This is a genomic window from Vibrio sp. LaRot3 (assembly GCF_027587025.1).
Taxonomy (GTDB): Bacteria; Pseudomonadota; Gammaproteobacteria; order Enterobacterales; family Vibrionaceae; genus Vibrio.
In genome coordinates, this window is record NZ_JAPPTI010000002.1 from 369,994 (window position 1) to 386,682 (window position 16,689).

Annotated in this window: 19 protein-coding genes; 5 read left to right on the forward strand and 14 right to left on the reverse strand. The window is 42.2% G+C overall.

Annotation, left to right across the window (positions count from 1 at the left end; all coding sequences use genetic code 11):
- Positions 1-239 precede the first annotated feature (239 nt).
- The 4 genes from OH461_RS08410 (at position 240) to OH461_RS08425 (ending at position 6,237) form a co-directional block, all read left to right on the forward strand.
- A complete protein-coding gene (locus tag OH461_RS08410) occupies positions 240-1,670 on the forward strand; it encodes a methyl-accepting chemotaxis protein (RefSeq protein ID WP_270020188.1) in 1,431 nt (476 codons plus the stop codon).
- Positions 1,671-1,812: 142 nt separating this feature from the next.
- The gene (locus tag OH461_RS08415) at positions 1,813-3,702 is read left to right on the forward strand and encodes a DUF294 nucleotidyltransferase-like domain-containing protein (RefSeq protein WP_270020189.1); all 1,890 of its coding nucleotides are present in this window, start codon (positions 1,813-1,815) and stop codon (positions 3,700-3,702) included.
- A 7-nt stretch (positions 3,703-3,709) separates the two neighbouring features.
- Complete coding sequence (locus OH461_RS08420; protein WP_270020190.1) at positions 3,710-4,429, forward strand: 3'-5' exonuclease; 720 nt, start codon at positions 3,710-3,712, stop codon at positions 4,427-4,429.
- Between the two features lie 209 nt (positions 4,430-4,638).
- Positions 4,639-6,237, forward strand: coding sequence for a BCCT family transporter (locus OH461_RS08425; protein WP_270020191.1), 1,599 nt, complete (start codon positions 4,639-4,641; stop codon positions 6,235-6,237).
- 145 nt (positions 6,238-6,382) lie between these two features.
- On the opposite strand, the gene OH461_RS08430 is transcribed toward OH461_RS08425, so the two are convergent.
- From OH461_RS08430 to OH461_RS08450, 5 genes are all read right to left on the reverse strand, one after another.
- Positions 6,383-6,994: a chloramphenicol phosphotransferase CPT family protein gene (locus OH461_RS08430; protein ID WP_270020192.1), complete on the reverse strand. Its 612-nt coding sequence runs from the start codon at positions 6,992-6,994 to the stop codon at positions 6,383-6,385.
- Positions 6,995-7,041: 47 nt separating this feature from the next.
- Complete coding sequence (locus OH461_RS08435; RefSeq protein WP_270020193.1) at positions 7,042-7,752, reverse strand: rhomboid family intramembrane serine protease; 711 nt, start codon at positions 7,750-7,752, stop codon at positions 7,042-7,044.
- Positions 7,749-8,156, reverse strand: coding sequence for a PH domain-containing protein (locus OH461_RS08440; protein WP_270020194.1), 408 nt, complete (start codon positions 8,154-8,156; stop codon positions 7,749-7,751). Before OH461_RS08440 ends, OH461_RS08435 begins: the two co-directional genes overlap by 4 nt.
- A 659-nt stretch (positions 8,157-8,815) precedes the next feature.
- A complete protein-coding gene (locus tag OH461_RS08445; RefSeq protein WP_270020195.1) occupies positions 8,816-9,364 on the reverse strand; it encodes a GNAT family N-acetyltransferase in 549 nt (182 codons plus the stop codon).
- A 147-nt stretch (positions 9,365-9,511) separates the two neighbouring features.
- Entirely contained in the window at positions 9,512-9,859 is a 348-nt protein-coding gene (locus OH461_RS08450) for a hypothetical protein (RefSeq protein ID WP_270020196.1), read from the reverse strand.
- A gap of 346 nt (positions 9,860-10,205) precedes the next feature.
- Between OH461_RS08450 and OH461_RS08455 the strand changes: the two genes are divergently transcribed.
- Positions 10,206-10,493 (forward strand): 2TM domain-containing protein, encoded by a 288-nt coding sequence (locus OH461_RS08455; RefSeq protein ID WP_270020197.1) that lies wholly within the window; start codon positions 10,206-10,208, stop codon positions 10,491-10,493.
- A gap of 120 nt (positions 10,494-10,613) precedes the next feature.
- Here OH461_RS08455 and OH461_RS08460 read toward each other — a convergent pair whose 3' ends face one another.
- The 9 genes from OH461_RS08460 to OH461_RS08505 all read right to left on the reverse strand — a co-directional run bounded on the left by OH461_RS08460 (position 10,614) and on the right by OH461_RS08505 (position 16,602).
- Positions 10,614-11,366 carry an SDR family oxidoreductase gene (locus OH461_RS08460; RefSeq protein WP_270020198.1) on the reverse strand — a complete coding sequence of 251 codons (753 nt, stop codon included), beginning with the start codon at positions 11,364-11,366 and terminating at the stop codon, positions 10,614-10,616.
- A 158-nt stretch (positions 11,367-11,524) separates the two neighbouring features.
- Complete coding sequence (locus OH461_RS08470; RefSeq protein ID WP_270020199.1) at positions 11,525-12,142, reverse strand: LysE family translocator; 618 nt, start codon at positions 12,140-12,142, stop codon at positions 11,525-11,527.
- Positions 12,143-12,232: 90 nt separating this feature from the next.
- Positions 12,233-12,604, reverse strand: a complete 372-nt coding sequence (locus OH461_RS08475; protein WP_270020200.1) for an acyl carrier protein — start codon at positions 12,602-12,604, stop codon at positions 12,233-12,235.
- 135 nt (positions 12,605-12,739) lie between these two features.
- Positions 12,740-13,303: a rhomboid family intramembrane serine protease gene (locus OH461_RS08480; protein WP_270020201.1), complete on the reverse strand. Its 564-nt coding sequence runs from the start codon at positions 13,301-13,303 to the stop codon at positions 12,740-12,742.
- A 197-nt stretch (positions 13,304-13,500) separates the two neighbouring features.
- Complete coding sequence (locus OH461_RS08485; protein WP_270020202.1) at positions 13,501-13,998, reverse strand: hypothetical protein; 498 nt, start codon at positions 13,996-13,998, stop codon at positions 13,501-13,503.
- 157 nt (positions 13,999-14,155) lie between these two features.
- Positions 14,156-14,719, reverse strand: a complete 564-nt coding sequence (gene cyaB, locus OH461_RS08490) for a class IV adenylate cyclase (protein ID WP_270020203.1) — start codon at positions 14,717-14,719, stop codon at positions 14,156-14,158.
- Between the two features lie 195 nt (positions 14,720-14,914).
- Entirely contained in the window at positions 14,915-15,439 is a 525-nt protein-coding gene (locus OH461_RS08495) for a hypothetical protein (protein WP_270020204.1), read from the reverse strand.
- A 163-nt stretch (positions 15,440-15,602) separates the two neighbouring features.
- The gene (locus OH461_RS20115) at positions 15,603-15,911 is read right to left on the reverse strand and encodes a lysozyme inhibitor LprI family protein (RefSeq protein WP_443088451.1); all 309 of its coding nucleotides are present in this window, start codon (positions 15,909-15,911) and stop codon (positions 15,603-15,605) included.
- Between the two features lie 223 nt (positions 15,912-16,134).
- On the reverse strand, positions 16,135-16,602 hold the full coding sequence (locus OH461_RS08505) for an ASCH domain-containing protein (protein ID WP_270020205.1): 468 nt from the start codon (positions 16,600-16,602) through the stop codon (positions 16,135-16,137).
- Between the last annotated feature and the right edge of the window lie 87 nt (positions 16,603-16,689).

Consider the following 16,689-nt stretch of genomic DNA (forward strand, 5'->3'; position numbering starts at 1 on the left):
GTCTTTTCTTTTTGTATTTCCCCTATCAGTCACTTCTTAAACCCAACGCGACCATTTGCATTCCTACAATTCGCTATCGTTCAATTGTTTTATGAACCCCATCACCTAACAGGTCGATCAACTTCTCAATATTGATTATTTATCCAACATTAGTTTCATGTTTTTAGTGCTTCAGCGCATACTTGTTGACTGTCAATTTATAGATTGACACTGACATAAAATAATAAAATGGAGTTCACATGAAAGAAGTTCAATTTAGGACAATTGACCGTCTATTCATAAAAATGTCTATTAACGACAAAATGTGGGCGATTTTCGCTCTATTCGTTATTTCGCTCGCAAGCGTTGCCGGTAACCGTTATCTCGACCAAATCTCTCATGCCGAACAACTTGCCATGGTGAAAGTCGAAGCTCGACTTGACGGTATATTAAGCGCCGCGGCTTCTACTAATAACATACCCGGCCTTGAACCAGTGAGCTCAGCAACACTTGGTGCGCCTTCAATTCAGGGCACAACGGTCACTGCTTATGCGCAAGATAAGCAGGGTCAGTTCTATCGTTTAAGCGAGAACCACGCTCAAACGATACAAGCGGCTAAAAGTGAGGCAACCACTAGCCTATTACTCAGCCTACTCTTCATTGCTCCATTTGCATTATTTGTCTATTGGGTTGCGACCTTCCTTGGTGGTGCACTTTGGGTGCTTTACACCACAACGGTTAAAATTTCTGAAGGCGATCTAACCTCTCGTTTAGGCTTCCACCCGGGTCGTGACGAGTTTGGCACCATCGGCTGTGCCCTTGACCGCGCAATGGATACCCTAACCGAGCTTGTAGTGGCTGTAAAAGAGAGCGCAACGACCTTGGGCGAGACGTCATCTTCATTTGAAGAAGAGATGAAACACAGTGAAACAGAAATCAACCGCCAGTACACATCTCTTGATTCTGTGGCGACAGCCATGGAAGAGATGACTGCATCGGCGCAAGAAGTGACGCAAATTGCAGATCGAGCTTCAAATCAATCAGAACAAGATAGTCAGCATGTTCGTGACAGTGCTGAGCGCGTGCAAAAAGCCATTAATGAAATTGGCACGCTCTCTAGCTACATTGAGCAAACGTCTTCTTCGGTGTCTTCACTCAATGACAACACGAGCCAGATCAGTGAAGTCATCACTACCATCAACGGAATTTCTGAGCAGACTAACTTGCTTGCACTTAACGCTGCGATTGAAGCCGCTCGTGCAGGCGAACAAGGGCGTGGTTTCGCAGTAGTTGCCGATGAGGTTCGTACACTGGCAAGCCGTACTCAGCAAGCCACAGTTGAAATTCAAGCCATGATCGAAAAGCTACAGCAAGAAAGCGCGAGTATTGCGAACATCACTGGACAAACGGTGACTCAAGCTCAGGCAAGCAGCGAGATCGTTTCCTCTATTGGTAACGACATCGAAACGATTTACCAGTCTGCGCAAGCCATCAATGACATGAGCTTGCATATTTCGACCTCTGCGCAAGAGCAAAGCTCAGTCGCGACCGACATTGCCAAAGAGCTGAGTGACATTCGAGCTCAGTCAAATAACATCAAAGAAGTGGCAGAGCAATCATCGTTCGGTGTCCATAACCTGACCAAAGCGTCACAGAACTTGGGCGCGATTCTCAGCCGCTACCACACTTAATGTTGCAGTAACACTTGAAAAGGCTTGGATATTCCAAGCCTTTTTTATTTTACTTTTGTGGCGCTAATTTTACCCTGTGCCATGCAGAGCAAGCCGTTATCATGTAACATTGAAGCAGAAGTTGTATTACACGGAATAGCTCATGGAAGCAGAACTGTTGGAAATTAAAAATTTCCTATCACAGCACCCCCCTTTTGACGAACTTGAAGATGATGTCCTCAACTACGTCAGCCGACACATCGAGATCTCCTACTACCGCGAAGACACACCCATCATCCACTTTGGTGATCACATCCACGATCTCTACATGGTTCGTAGTGGTGTTGTCGAGGTATATCGTCGTAAAGGGGAACTCTATAACCGTATCGACGAAGGCGCGCTGTTTGGTCAAATGGGTTTGCTGACCAACAACAAGGTGAAGTTTCCCGCTAAAGCGATCAAAGACACCCTGATTTACTGCATCCCAGAAGGCGTATTCCAAGAACTGTATGACAATCACGAATCATTCGCTGACTTTGTTGAATTAGAAGGCAACGCGCGACTACGCCAAACAGTTTCAAGCACCAAGCAAGAAAACGACCTCACTACTTCAAAAGTTCGTACCTTGCTCACTCGGGACGCGCCTTACGTATACACCACTGAATCCATTCAAAATGCCGCTATCAAAATGGCAGAAGAAAATGTCTCTTCTTTGCTTATCATGGATCCAGACACTGTCGACAGCGATGACGAAGATTCAAACGCACTGGTTGGCATCATCACAGACCGCGATCTTTGTACCCGTGTGTTAGCCGAAGGCTTAGACATTACCGATGACGTTGCCAGCGTCATGTCGACCGATGTGATATCACTTGATCACAATGCCTACGTTTATGAAGCCATGTTGACCATGCTTCGCTACAACGCACACCATCTTCCTGTGCTCAAAGACAAAAAGCCAATCGGCATCATTGAAGCGACCGATATTGTTCGTTACGAATCGCAAAACTCATTGTTATTGGTAAGCAGTATTTTCCACCAGCAAAGTATCGAAGAGCTGACTTCCCTATCCGAGCAGCTCAAAGACAGTTTCGTTCGCTTGGTTAACGAAGACGCTAACTCACACATGGTTGGCAGCGCGATGTCGGTAATAGGTCGAAGCTTTAAGCAGCGCATTATTGAACTCGCCGAAGAAGAATTAGGCCCAGCGCCAATTCCGTATTGCTTCCTAGCCCTTGGCTCAATGGGACGTGATGAGCAACTGCTCGTCACCGACCAAGACAACGCCATTATTTTAGATAACAGCTACGACGAAAAAGAACACGGCGAATACTTTGCTGAATTGGCAAAACGCGTTTGTGATGGTCTAAATGAATGCGGCTATACCTATTGTACCGGCGACATCATGGCGACAAATCCAGAATGGCGCATGACCCGAACAGAATGGGAAGAATGCTTTGCAGATTGGATTGATAACCCAAACCCTAAAGCACTACTGAATGCCTCGATCTTCTTTGACCTTGATGGCGTGTATGGCCGATTAAAATGGGCAGAACAGCTAAATGGATTTATTGTCCGCCGCGCACGTAAGAACAACCGTTTCTTGGCGTGTCTTGCTCGCAATGCCATGAACCGAACGCCTCCATTAGGGTTCTTTAAAGATTTCGTGATGGAGAAAGATGGCCGCCACAAAAACTCTATTAACCTAAAACGCCGCGGTACTGCACCTCTGGCTGATTTGATCCGCGTACATGCGCTTGCGGTAGGTTCTCGTTCTCAAAACTCGTTTGAGCGATTAGATGACATTCACGATGCAGGCATCTTACCCAAAGGTAAAGCCCGCGCCCTGCATGATGCCTTAGAGTTTATTTCAATGGTTCGGATTCGCCACCAAGCTTATGACGTCGAAAACCAGATTGAACCGGATAACAACATAGAACCGGAAAACCTCTCTGACTTTGAACGTCGTAATCTTAAAGACGCATTCCAAATATTGAGTAACGCGCAAAACTTCCTTAAATTCCGCTACCAAGCCAGCAATAATTTTAAGTGAGAAACGCATGATTAAAAAACTGATGCGCGCTCCGATAATTGATTGGCCCAACAAGTTTGAGCGCAAGCTGCAAGTCACTCAAAACCAGCAGTTAAAGGAATACTATGGAGAACCATTGCCCGATACCGAAACCCCGCTCGACGAGGTGTTGTTTCTGGCGATTGATTTCGAAACAACAGGTTTAAACGCTGTAGATGATGACATCATTACCATCGGCACTGTGCCGTTTGATTTGAATCGAATCTATATGAGCCAAGCCAAACACTGGACAGTACGACCTCGTAAACAACTGGAAGAAGAATCTGTCGTCATCCACGGTATCACGCACAGTGATGTACTCGGCGCGCCTGATTTAAGCGCGGTTTTCCCTGAGGTGCTTAAAGAGATGGCAGGGAAAATCATGGTGGTTCATTATCAACGAATCGAGCGAGAGTTTTTTGACCTCGCTTTGCGTGATCGCATCAAAGAAGGCATTGAGTTCCCTGTGCTTGATACGATGGATATTGAAACCAAAATTCAGCAAGCGCAATCAGGTGGCTTCCTAAACAGGCTGACCGGAAAAAAACCTGAATCGGTTCGATTAGGCTCTAGCCGTACTCGTTATGGCCTCCCACAATACACCCCTCATCACGCCTTAACTGATGCCGTTGCGACAGCAGAACTTCTGCAAGCTCAGATCGCTTATCACTTTAACCCTAAAGATCCCATCAGCAAGCACTGGCTATAAGCTGTATAAGATTTACTCTCTGGATCAACTGCAAATTAAAGCGTGTTAGAATTTCTCTAACACGCTTTTTCATTAGAGCTCTGTCTAAATTATTAAACAGATAAAGGCGACAATTCCGCCAATTTTGTGAGATAGCTTTAGTTTTTGTCTCAATCCTGTTAATCTTGCGCCCGAAATATATTTTGAGCTCTAAACAATTGAGAGGATTAATGAGTAATACTAAGGATAGGTATAGTATCGAGAATACTGACTATACAATTGGCCAAGACAATATTCAGAAATGGGGTTTTGATGTTCACAACCCAGTATTTGGTATTAGCGCTGGCGCTATCATTCTATTTCTAGTTGCCCTTCTAGTCGCAGACGCAGAAACCGCAAAAGCCGCATTAGACGGCGTAAAATGGAAGATCATCAATAACTTCGATGTCACTTTCATGTGGGCAGCAAACATCTTCGTTATCTTCTGTTTTGCCCTCATCGTCTCCCCTTACGGAAAAATCCGAATCGGTGGCAATGATGCCAAAGCAGAACACACCACACTATCATGGATGTCGATGCTATTTGCCGCGGGCATGGGTATCGGCCTTATGTTCTGGGGCGTTGCAGAACCTGTCGCTTACTTTACAGGTTGGTATGAAACGCCACTGGGCGTTGAAGCCCACTCTCCTGAAGCCGTGAAACTAGCACTTGGCGCAACTATCTACAACTGGGGCATTCATGGCTGGGCCATTTACGCGGTCGTAGCGCTTGCTCTTGCATTCTTCTCTTTCAATAAAGGTTTACCTCTTTCTATTCGTTCTATTTTTTACCCGCTATTGGGTGACAGAACATGGGGTTGGTTCGGCCATATTGTTGATATCGTGGCTGTACTGGCGACCCTATTCGGTCTTGCAACCTCACTAGGCTTAGGTGCTCAACAAGCCGCGAGTGGTATTAACCATGTGTTTGGTACTGAAGGCGGCATTGGTATGCAGCTTGGCGTGATTGCGGTAGTGACTCTACTGGCGACCATCTCAGTAATTCGCGGCATTAACGGCGGCGTAAAAGTACTGAGTAACATCAACATGATCGTTGCTTTTTTCCTATTGGTGTTCGTTGCGATTGCTGGCGGCATGGTTGCATTGAAATCGGTACCAACAGCGCTGATGGGCTACATAGAAAACTTCATTCCACTCAGTAATCCACACGGCCGTGAAGATGAAACATGGATGCACGGCTGGACAGTATTCTACTGGGCTTGGTGGATTTCATGGTCACCATTCGTCGGTATGTTCATCGCACGTATCTCTAAAGGTCGTACAATCCGCGAGTTTATGGTTGCAGTGCTATTTATCCCAACAGCCGTTATCGTAATTTGGATGGCAGTCTTCGGCGGTATCGCGATTGACCAAGTGATCAACAAAGTGGGTGAAATTGGTCTAAATGGCTTGAAAGATATTACCCTTTCGCTATTCCACACTTACGATGCTCTACCAATTAGCTCTGTGTTATCTGTGGTTTCTATCGTACTGATCATGGTGTTCTTTATCACCTCTTCAGATTCTGGCTCGCTCGTTATCGACAGTATTACATCTGGCGGTAAAGTGGATGCACCAGTACCTCAACGTGTGTTCTGGGCAGTGATCGGCGGTGCTATCGCAGCGGTACTACTTTGGGTTGGCGGTACGGAGTCAATTCAAGCGTTGCAAGCAGGTACAGTATCAATGGCACTGCCATTTATGTTCATCCTACTGCTCATGTGCTGGAGCCTAATCTTAGGCCTTAAAACCGAAATGGAATTTACTAAAGCAAGCTACGCTAAAGTTTAAGCTTAGATAGCAACCTAATACTGACAAAGCCACTTACTCTCGTAAGTGGCTTTTTGTTTTTGGGTGCAACCAAAAGTACGTTTCGTTGTAACAGTGAAACGCGCTCGAAACAAATTAGACTGAGTATCTTGAACGGCTGTAGGGGTTAGTTTCCAATTTCACGTTGAAACCTAAGCCTTTCAAATGCCGAGGGTTTCAAGCCGGATTCAATATAGGTCATGATTGTTGAAACGCAGGCTTCAACGCTCAAACTTGATGTGTCTAATTCAAGGTCATAAGTACCATGACTATGTACGCGATTAAACTGAAAACGGGCGGCTCCTAATTTACGGTCACCTCTAGACACTTCACGCGTTTCTAGCACTTCAAGAGGACAATGCACACCAACGAACACCACTGGCAAACCTTCAAGCGCTTTTACACAAGCATCTAACCATTCTGGCTGCTGAAGAACGTAGTCTACGATTACATTATTCCCTGCACGTGCAATGGCCGCTGCTGATTCATGGAAACCATTAACGATATTTGGAAATCGCTCCTCCATCAGTGTCGCATTACTTAGATCAGATTGCGAAATTTGAGACAAGTAAGTATCAACTGAGACATGTAGGTAAACATCAGCCAACGCCTGCTGAAGCGCATGACTCAATGTTGTTTTCCCAGAACTGGACGTTCCATTTAAAAATATGACCAAACCATAAAACTCTTTATTAAAATCAATCTGATAGTGTAAGACTACTGATTCACAAGGAAACACCTAACGCAGGCAACACAGGGAAACTAACGCGGAGGTGAAGCCGAAGTTTATATACTTCCAGTACTTACACTTGTTAAACGCTGTGGCTTTAAGCGGCAATACACAATTGCGCCCAATGCTCCCAAAAAATGACCAATGTGATCAATTTTCATATCTAACGCGTTATTAAAACCACCTTTAAACTCTGAATCTAGGGCAAGCACTATTGCCAAAAATAGGAACAGTGAAATCGCTAAAAACCACTCTTTGGTGGTTAATTCCGCTTCATCGGTAAAATAAGCCGCTGCCAGACCAAAAACGCCACCCGAAATCCCGCAGACCAACACACTTTCCGAATAGAATAATATAGATGGTATGGATGCCAAGCTACTCACAAGAATAACTGCAAAATATCTTTTAGCTCCAACCCTGCGTTCATAGGCAGATGCGAGACCTATGCCAACTACATTTGCAGCGAGATGAATCAGATTGCCATGGATAAATAGGTGCGTGACTGACTGCAACGGCCATTTTAGAAAGTGATCAATATCATTACTCAGTGCCAACTTTTGATACAGGCTCTCATCTACGGCAATGAAATCAAAGTTGGTTGTCAGAAGGAATACAAGAAGAACTGTAACCCCTGAACAGATAGAAGCCCAAACAAACTTAAAGTTCTCACTATAAGTGATTGGAACAGCCTTCAAACTACTCGGAGCAGGCTTTATTAAAATCAATAAGCCAACATAAGTTACAACTGCGATAAGAAATATAATCATTGGACTAAAGGTATATTGCTTTCGATATGCTTTTGAACATCAGGCAACAGTTTTGCGACTTTTTCCACACCCTTTAATTGTGCTTTTATTTTAATCTTTCGGTTGTTTTTAAATGTGAACTTCATAGGTCTTTGTATTAACCCTTTTCCAATTTTCACACTTTCAATGTCATCAAACTCAAAGAAATCATGCTCCTTGAATTTACCCATCATGCTCAATTTGTGAAAAGATATACCTTTCTCAGTAACAGCTAAAAAATAGACTTTCATGGTTAAAATGAAAAAAGGACCAATTAGGAAGACTAGCCAATAATTTGGTGGACTCATTGCCTGAAAAAAACCTATCAGCGAATCCCCATCATTGAGATTCTCTTCAATGTGCTTTTTAGCCTGTTCTTTGTTCATTATTACTCCTGATTATGTTCCAGTTTCCATCTCGAAATTGCTCGTATGACCCGGCTTAAATATCCTACAACTGTCAGTCTGCACACCATTTTGACCATGGATTAAGACTGTTGCTGAATAACCATACTTACACTAAATAACATTTGTAACACCGCCGCTAAGTTAGGCAGTGAATACAATAGCTATGCAACCTAAGTCATTGTACCATAAACACAAAACCCACTTAAAACGAAAATCGACGAGCGTTACGAATCGCTCTCGAACAGTTTGTTATGTTTTTCCCCTATAAACTGCCCATAGCATTCTATGCATATCCAGTTATCGTTTTTGTAATTACGGTAACCTGTATTATGTTCACTATCATGACAAGCATACATTTTCCACCAACATATCTGACAATGATCGTGGTCCCATTGTTCAGAGCCAGATGTCCACTTTTCCTTAACCCACATTTTAGTTTTTGCCCACTCAACCGATTCTTCTATATCAGCTTTGTTCCATTTATTGCCGTGGATGACGACAAACTCGTGACTCATATTACCCCCTAAAACTTAACGCCGCGTTAAGTACGCGAGCCATAACGACCACCTAAGCTAAACTATTTTTCGGAAAAATCTAAAGCCTATTCAAACTAAACCTGCAAGCGTTGCGATTCTGTCTTAAACGCTTTGTTGTTCATTGTCCCACTCGGTTCGGAGGACTGCTAAAACCACTGTATCCCACCACTGTTCTTTAAAAAAACGATGCTCTCTAAAGTGAGCTTCTTGGCGCATACCCAAAGATTTACAAAGCTTAATAGCTGGCAAGTTTTTGCTGATTGTCTCTGCGTAAATGCGGTGAACACCCAGTTCCGAAAAACCAAAATTGGCCAAAGCCAAGGCGGCTTCGTGGCTTAACTTGTTACCTTGAGAAACTCTGGAAAATGCACACCCCATCGAAGCCTGCTGATTCTCTTCTAAACGTAAACAAACAGTCCCAATGAACTCACCAGACACCTTACACTCAACAGCTAATTGGTATGATTTTCTAGGTTTCTCAGAAGCCTGAGCGATGAACAAGCTTGTTAACTCTCGGTATTTATTAGGGTCACAATCGCTTTCGTCATAGAAACGCTGATATTTAGCATCCTGAGACATAGTAACAAAAGCATCTTCATCGCTCAGACGCATATCCCTAATAATTAAACGCTTAGTCTCGATTTTAAACATCGAAAGTTCCTTTTGTTTGTGAGGCATAACGCATAGTTAAGGAGTGAACAAGGCTATCGCGACACTCAAGGCATTGTGCCAAAAACACAGATGAAGACTTCTGAACTAAAAGCCACCTAAAGTGGGAAGCCCATATTAAACACTTTACTAGGTTGTGAAGCTTGCGATTACGCACGTCAGAAACGCTGGTAACCCCGAAACAAAAAGCTTGATACAAAATATCGTATTTGAGGAAAAGCGCTCATCATCAATTTCGTTAGCTGCTGAGCTATCAACCATTGAACCTGCGACCCTTTCAGCTTTATCCCCCTGAAAACCACGCTCTGGCGGATACATGAAAAACAACGCTGCTATTCCCCAAAGAATTATCAAAACAAAGAAGGCGTAATCGGACCAAAAGTTAAGACCAAAGAACCCCGTTGACTTCTCTATTGCAACGACTAAAGAGGCTGAAAGCAGATTGCTAACAACAAAAAACCTTATTAAACCTAGCAATTTGATCTCCTTATCGTCCCTAGTAATATAACGCAGCATTAAGGGCGAAAAACGCCATCTCCCTAAGCTAAGCTATTGTGACATAAACATTTAATTAAAACTATGGCGCCAAACCGCCAAGCATTTTGATTCCCTTTAAGTGCTCTATTCACTTACTAGCTTGGGAAAGCGAGAGACTCAAGAATGTCACTTTATTGTTCGTATTCTTTAAACGTGTGCACTCTATCCTCGTTATTGACTCTTCACTCTCATTTTACAGCGTTTCGTCGCAAAGAGGCCTCAAGATCCACTCCACCATTTATCATTCTACGTATTGAATACTTACGTTAAAAGAAAGGACAATAAAATGGAGCAAACAATGCACGCACCGAATCAACAAGAAAAAGTAGTGGCTCAAGTTAAAAAGATAAAAGAATTCTATAACCATTTAACCAAATACTTATCGGTAATATCCCTATTATTTGTGATTAATTTCGTAACCGGTACTGAGGAGCTGTGGGCTATTTACCCGGCCTTAGGCTGGGGCATTTTTATGGTCTCACACGCTATCAATGCATTTGAGGTATTTAATTTTTTAGGGGATGACTGGGAGCAAAAAGAAGTAGAAAAGCGCTTAAAGAAAACCCGAAAATGAGCGACTAGAGTCGAGGCTTTCTATGGATTCTCCGTATAAAAATGGGACAAAATCAATGGTGATTCCTTAGAAAGCTAACGCCGAGTGTTGCGAATCTAATTTAAACGCTTGGTTATGCATCTAGAGGCCTCCACACAGATCTAAATAATTTCCCGTAGAGAATGATGACTTTTCTGAAGAAAGCCAATAGATTGCTTCTGCTACTTCTTCAGGGCGTCCTCCTCGTTGAAGCGGGATGATGCTTTTCAACCGTTCAACTCTTTCAGGTTCACCACCATCAGCGTGCATTTCCGTATGAATGAGTCCAGGACGGACACAATTAACCCTGATTCCCTCAGAGGCAACTTCTAGAGATAGGCCTTTTGTTAATGTATCGATAGCACCTTTTGATGCTGCGTAATCAATATATTCATTTGGTGAACCAGAACGAGATGCACCTGATGAAACATTCACGATCACTCCGCCCTTTCCTCCATGACGAGTAGACATTCGCTTAACTGCCTCTCGACAGCAAAGAAAATAACTCGTCACATTATTGGACAGAATTCCGTTGATTCGATCAGCGGTCATATCTTCGAGTCGAGATTGTTTGCGAAGAATTCCCGCATTATTTACAAGCACCGACAAGGAGCCTAGCTCATCATCGATTGTCTCAAACAACCTTGAGACATCCGCTTCATTTGAAACATCCGCTTGAACCACAATACACTGCGCGCCAGTTTGCCTAATTTCATTAGCTAGCGCTTCGGCCGCAGCCGAATTTGACTTGTAATTAATGCAAACAGCATAGCCGTTATAAGCAAATAACTTTGCTGTAGCCGCGCCGATCCCTCTACCACCTCCGGTGACTAGAACTACTTTTGATTCACTCATATATCATCCTTGAATATCGAAATTGGAGAAATGCATAACGCCCTGTTAAGGTGTGAGCAACGCAACACCAAAGCCACCGCATATCAACTTAACAGATAAAATCAACGCATAGTAAAAATACCACGCGTGCCGAACAAGTCTTGAATTTTTTGCTAGTTTTATTGCTGGCGACTCAGTAACAAGCTTACTCCAGACATAGCCAAAAAAGTTGCACAACCTCTATTAAAGCGCTTTGCCATTTTCGGCTTCGTAAACCACTGCCTTAAGTACATTCCAAATAATGCATAAATTGATATTGCACCCATTTCTAAAATAAGGAACGTACCCCCTAAAACGAAGAACTGTTGATTTACACTCGCTGAAACATCCACGAACTGTGGTAGAAAGGCGGTAAAGATCAGTATCGCCTTTGGGTTACCAGCCGCTAACAAAAATTCTTGTTTCGCCAAACCTAATCGATCACGAGCGTTTTCTAGCTCAGAAACAGGGCTTACTTCCGAACGCCAAAGATTAAAGGCAATCCACAACAAGTATGCTGCGCCTACAACTTTAATCATTAGGAATAGAGTCTCCGAAGCATAAAGAACAACGGCTAAACCGGAAGCAGCCAAAGCGATCATTGCAGAGAATGCTGCAATACGACCAAGGCCAGCAATGAAAGCGGATTTAAAACCGTAACAACGTGCATTGTTCATGGACAATAGATTGTTTGGCCCAGGAGTCATATTGAGCGCAAAACACGCAGGTATAAAGAACAACAACGTCCAGATTTCCACAATATTTCCTCGAAAAACTAATGCATAGTAAAAATGCCACGCGTGCAGAATCACTCTTGAACAACTTGTCTTAATTTCAACAACTAGTGCCTAGCCCAAAGAGCTAACACACGCCTTGTAAACTGTCTCTTGAAACTCTCGAACCGTTACTGTGTCTTTAATTTTTGGCTCGAACTCTTCTTTATCGAAATAAACAACCGGATCGACTACATCCTCGTCTTTGAGCTCAACTCCAATAGCTTCTTCCATATCTACAACTATGGTTATCAGGTCTAAAACATCAGTCTCAAAGTTTTGTTCATAGAATGTCTTATCAATAGCAATTTCACCCAAACGAACATCGAGAGTCTTAGCCATTGTATCTAATACTTTCTCGTCTACTGCATCACAGTTATTGGCCCAAACCAAGTTTGAGTACGTAATTGCTAACACTGAACAGAACACAAGTTTGAGATATTTCATATTTTCCTCTTTATTACCTAGCACCTCATTAAGGTGTAAGACACGCTGCCACCCTACCTAAACCATTGTGACATAAATACTTAAAATGAAGTAAGCCGAAAATGCCAAGCGTAGAGTAGACTTTTAAACGCTTTGTTAGTAGCAGGTTTTACCACGTTGCTGAAAACTATATAAAAGCAAAACACCTAAGCCAAAGCTAACCACATGACCAACCTTTGGAAGATGGTACTCACTGAAAATTAAATCTAGAGCGAATGCAGGAACAATAGTAAGCATCAAAACGGTCAACGCTAACTTCCCTTCAATGTGTCGCTTTAGATACATTATGAGCCCAGCAGCCGCTAGCCCTAAAATTGCTTGGGAACCGCCAGTCCCCAAATTCCATGGTTCAGGTACCGTGAATGTACTAGCAAAGGTGCCTATCGAGCCCGCAATAAACCAAATTAATAGGAAAACACTGGAACCGAGTTTTCGCTCAAGCACATAGCCCAAAGCAAGCAATGAAAAAGCGTTGTAAATCATGTGAAACTGCTTCACGTGAATGAGCTGAGAGACGACCAAACGCCATAGCTCTAAATCCAAAATGTGCTTGTATGTAAACGCACCAAAAGGCTCGAGTTCTGTAATCTTAATCTTTCCGAATAGCGATCCTGATATTTGGAAATTTACAACCAAAGATACAACTACAGTGAACAACACTAATACTAACGTAGCGTAGGGTAGGGTATGTGCTTTTTTGTCACGTTTGCCTCCTTGCTACTAACGCCCTGTTAAGTGGTAAACAACGCAGACCACCCTGCCTCATCTATTGTGACATAAATACTTAGAATCCAGTAAACCGAAATGCCAAGCGTCGAGAATCCGTATTAAATGCTTTGTTATGTGTAAAACCATGCTCATCTGTATAAAGAAAGATATTTATCCAAAGGCTCTTCAACTACCCAACACTTAAGAGTACCTTCAATTGATAAACCTAGTGGGTTAAGAGAAGTAAATATTCTGTCGAGAGGCACTAGAGAACTTTCGATCTGATATTCAAAAGTGTAATCATCTGTTTGATATATAAATTTATTCCCTCGCAAGCTACCTAACTCGTCATCGTGCGGCATAAAATAACGCGTGACTATATGAACTTCGTCGTCGTATTCTTCAACTGACTGCGAAACAACATTGGCCTGCCCTTCATAACATTCAAATATTAGCTCTGAAAATTCATACTCTTTGAAAACATCAGTCACATTGATGGGACGAAAATAAATGTACGGATGACAAAGTACATTTTCATTAGTTCTAAAAACAACACTTAGTTCGTCATGAGACACTTTCTCGTATAAACTTTTCTTGAAGACTAAATGTTGGTCAAAGTATATAACTTTGCACAAAATATCATTCATTAATGCAACCTCTCTTTAACTTATTGACAAATTCAAACTAGATTTTACACATAACGCCCTGTTAAGTGGTAAGCAACGCAGACCACCCTGCCTCATCTATTGTGACATAAATACTTAGAATCAAGTAAGCCGAAACACCAAGCGTGGAAAATCCTTTTTAAACGCTTTTTTCTTCGCACTTTTCCATGAACATCTGTTTATAGGATTTTGTCTGCAATGCTGACTCTGTTAACCCAAACTTACTAGCTAAAGCTTCAAGGTCTGACTTATAAGCACTTAACATCGATTCATCATCTGTCATGATAGCAAACTCAGCAAAGTCACCAATGTCATCTAAAGAGTCAACGGTAATATGAAACTTGTCGACAAAATAGATACTTCGAGTTTTGGTCGCTTTTAAGGTAATTTCGTATCCCATCGTTTCAAGCATACTTCTTGCACTTTCCGCATCGGTGATATTCGTCGCTTCACATCGGTCTACCTCTGGGCCTTTAACAATCCAAAGTTTGATACCTGATGGCTTCATAGTACGAATACAGACGCTCTTATTCTGTCGGGACAATAATTTATCAGGAGTATCAAAATAACAGTCAGACTCTAGGTTGTCCTCAAGCATTATTTCATGAGGTATAGATGACAAAACATTCAAAAGATCAGTCTTCGACTCAAGGCGGTACTTAAGCTCTACCTCATATTTACCTTGAAAATGCTCATCGCTCATTTTGTTATCCAATTTTAAAATGCGAACTTTATCATAATCGTGATTACCTAAAAATGATCGTATGCATAATACCGAATTAAGTAGTGAGCAATGCTAACCACGCAATCTAAGCCATTGTTCTGTGATAACAAAACCCCACTGAGACTAAAGTCGCCAAATGTTACGAAGCGCTCTTAAATACTTTGTTAAGTTTGTTCATTGAGATTTCAGGCTGTCTAACCACAAATTTTCAATCCATGCCTGCTCACCATAAGTTTCTATCTGCTCAATGAACATCTGATGCGACAAGTTATGCGTCCAACCCCGGACTACATCTAATGCAACCAGTACATTAAGCAAATACGTCTCAACCTCTTCTGAAGTTTTATTATGATATGAGTAACATTCGTGGTCATATCTTAAATTTGAAGGTTTGTATTGGATTGTAATTTCAGGTTCCAATAAATCCATTGGTTTTAACTTAAAAGGATATGAAAACACATTTGAATCGTAGGTAGCAGTCACTTTTTCATTCAAGTTAGGCATGCATAAGCATTTAATACATAAGACATGACTTATCGAACCGGGGCTGCTGTTTCGTCCACCTAATCTTATCAGCGAAACCAAAATATCATCTTCAATTTTAAATATTGATTGCCCCTTTCGCTGAAAAAGACCGTCCTCTAGCAGAGGTTTGAACAAAACTCTATCGCAGAGCGCGTCAAAGTCTTGCTTATCCATAAAATCCTCCATCTAACAGAAACCTAACGCCCTGTTGAGGTGTAAGCAACGCAATCTCGAAGCTTCCGCATACCGCCTTAATCACCAAAACCAGTGCATAGTAAAAATACCACGCGTGCCGAATCACTCTTGAACAGTTTGTTATGTGCGTACTCAAACCAAGTTAGTACCACCTTCTTAAATATTTAGTACGCTCCTTGGTCATTTCTATTTCACACTCCATTCGAGATTCATTTCGCTGCCTACCTCCACTATTGAGTACATAAAATGCATCACAATTGGACTCTTTGAACTTAAGCCAACTTCGTTGACTGCTAAGCAAACTTTGCTTAAGTTCAGCTGAATCCACAAGAGTGCCATCAGACAAATCTCCTGAATTGATACGATTCATTATATGTTTATAAACATCATTCAACTCTTTATCTGCCGAATCAAACGTCGCCTGAAGCTCGCACAGATAGCCAAATAACATGCAATCTTCGACGTTATTTTCTGCAGAAAGTGAGAACGATGAGCAGCAAAGAACTAAAACCAAAAACCTACGCACTTAACCTACTCCTAATCATTAGTACATAATGCAGTATTAAGGTGTGAGCAACGCTACCACCAGACCTAAACCATTGTGCTGTACACTTGAGTTTAGGCAAACCTAAAATGCCGAACGTTGGGGAACCGTCTAAAAGACTTGTTAGAAATTACTTGTGTACCAACTCAAACGTTACAAGAACTAACTCTGTCGATTCGTTGAATTCAATACCATAAGATGATTTACAGTCTTCTGTGAAAAAGTCATTATGTGCTTTGTACCACCACTCATACGTACCATCCCCTTCACCTTCAGACTCGGCAAACTCTCGGCTAACCTGACCAAAGGGACAAAAGTCCACATTAGTTATTTTTACTATACAAACCGGATTCTTTACCCAATCAAGCACGATTTGATGCTGCCCTATTTTAGGAAATTCCTCTCCTTCAATACGGTACGCTTCTTTGACGCTACAAGTCGCACGCTTTTGACCAATTGAGACAAGTCGAGCACACTCATTTGTATTGTACTCGTCGTCACAAAAATAAGTCGTTTCGATTTCTTCAATCTCAGGAAGTTGAGATTTAGGCAATGTGCTTAAATAGGCTCGGAAATAGTCCAGATACCTTGCATCCATGATTACTTGTCCTTGTAATTTCTAACGCCAAGCTAAACTGTGAGTGAAAGTGTGCCAACATTGCAGCGAAGCGAAAATGGCACGGTT

What these genes read in the sequence shown, in the direction of transcription:
- OH461_RS08460 (WP_270020198.1), bottom strand. Translation starts at nt 11,366, where the DNA reads ATGAGTGAATCAAAAGTAGTTCTAGTCACCGGAGGTGGTAGAGGGATC.
- cyaB (WP_270020203.1), bottom strand. Translation starts at nt 14,719, where the DNA reads ATGAGCGATGAGCATTTTCAAGGTAAATATGAGGTAGAGCTTAAGTAC.
- OH461_RS08435 (WP_270020193.1), bottom strand. Translation starts at nt 7,752, where the DNA reads ATGATTATATTTCTTATCGCAGTTGTAACTTATGTTGGCTTATTGATT.
- OH461_RS08415 (WP_270020189.1), top strand. Translation starts at nt 1,813, where the DNA reads ATGGAAGCAGAACTGTTGGAAATTAAAAATTTCCTATCACAGCACCCC.
- OH461_RS08410 (WP_270020188.1), top strand. Translation starts at nt 240, where the DNA reads ATGAAAGAAGTTCAATTTAGGACAATTGACCGTCTATTCATAAAAATG.
- OH461_RS08440 (WP_270020194.1), bottom strand. Translation starts at nt 8,156, where the DNA reads ATGAACAAAGAACAGGCTAAAAAGCACATTGAAGAGAATCTCAATGAT.
- OH461_RS08485 (WP_270020202.1), bottom strand. Translation starts at nt 13,998, where the DNA reads ATGAATGATATTTTGTGCAAAGTTATATACTTTGACCAACATTTAGTC.
- OH461_RS20115 (WP_443088451.1), bottom strand. Translation starts at nt 15,911, where the DNA reads ATGTTATTTGGCTATCTGTGCGAGCTTCAGGCGACGTTTGATTCGGCA.
- OH461_RS08475 (WP_270020200.1), bottom strand. Translation starts at nt 12,604, where the DNA reads ATGAAATATCTCAAACTTGTGTTCTGTTCAGTGTTAGCAATTACGTAC.
- OH461_RS08495 (WP_270020204.1), bottom strand. Translation starts at nt 15,439, where the DNA reads ATGGATAAGCAAGACTTTGACGCGCTCTGCGATAGAGTTTTGTTCAAA.
- OH461_RS08505 (WP_270020205.1), bottom strand. Translation starts at nt 16,602, where the DNA reads ATGGATGCAAGGTATCTGGACTATTTCCGAGCCTATTTAAGCACATTG.
- OH461_RS08445 (WP_270020195.1), bottom strand. Translation starts at nt 9,364, where the DNA reads ATGTTTAAAATCGAGACTAAGCGTTTAATTATTAGGGATATGCGTCTG.
- OH461_RS08425 (WP_270020191.1), top strand. Translation starts at nt 4,639, where the DNA reads ATGAGTAATACTAAGGATAGGTATAGTATCGAGAATACTGACTATACA.
- OH461_RS08420 (WP_270020190.1), top strand. Translation starts at nt 3,710, where the DNA reads ATGATTAAAAAACTGATGCGCGCTCCGATAATTGATTGGCCCAACAAG.
- OH461_RS08455 (WP_270020197.1), top strand. Translation starts at nt 10,206, where the DNA reads ATGGAGCAAACAATGCACGCACCGAATCAACAAGAAAAAGTAGTGGCT.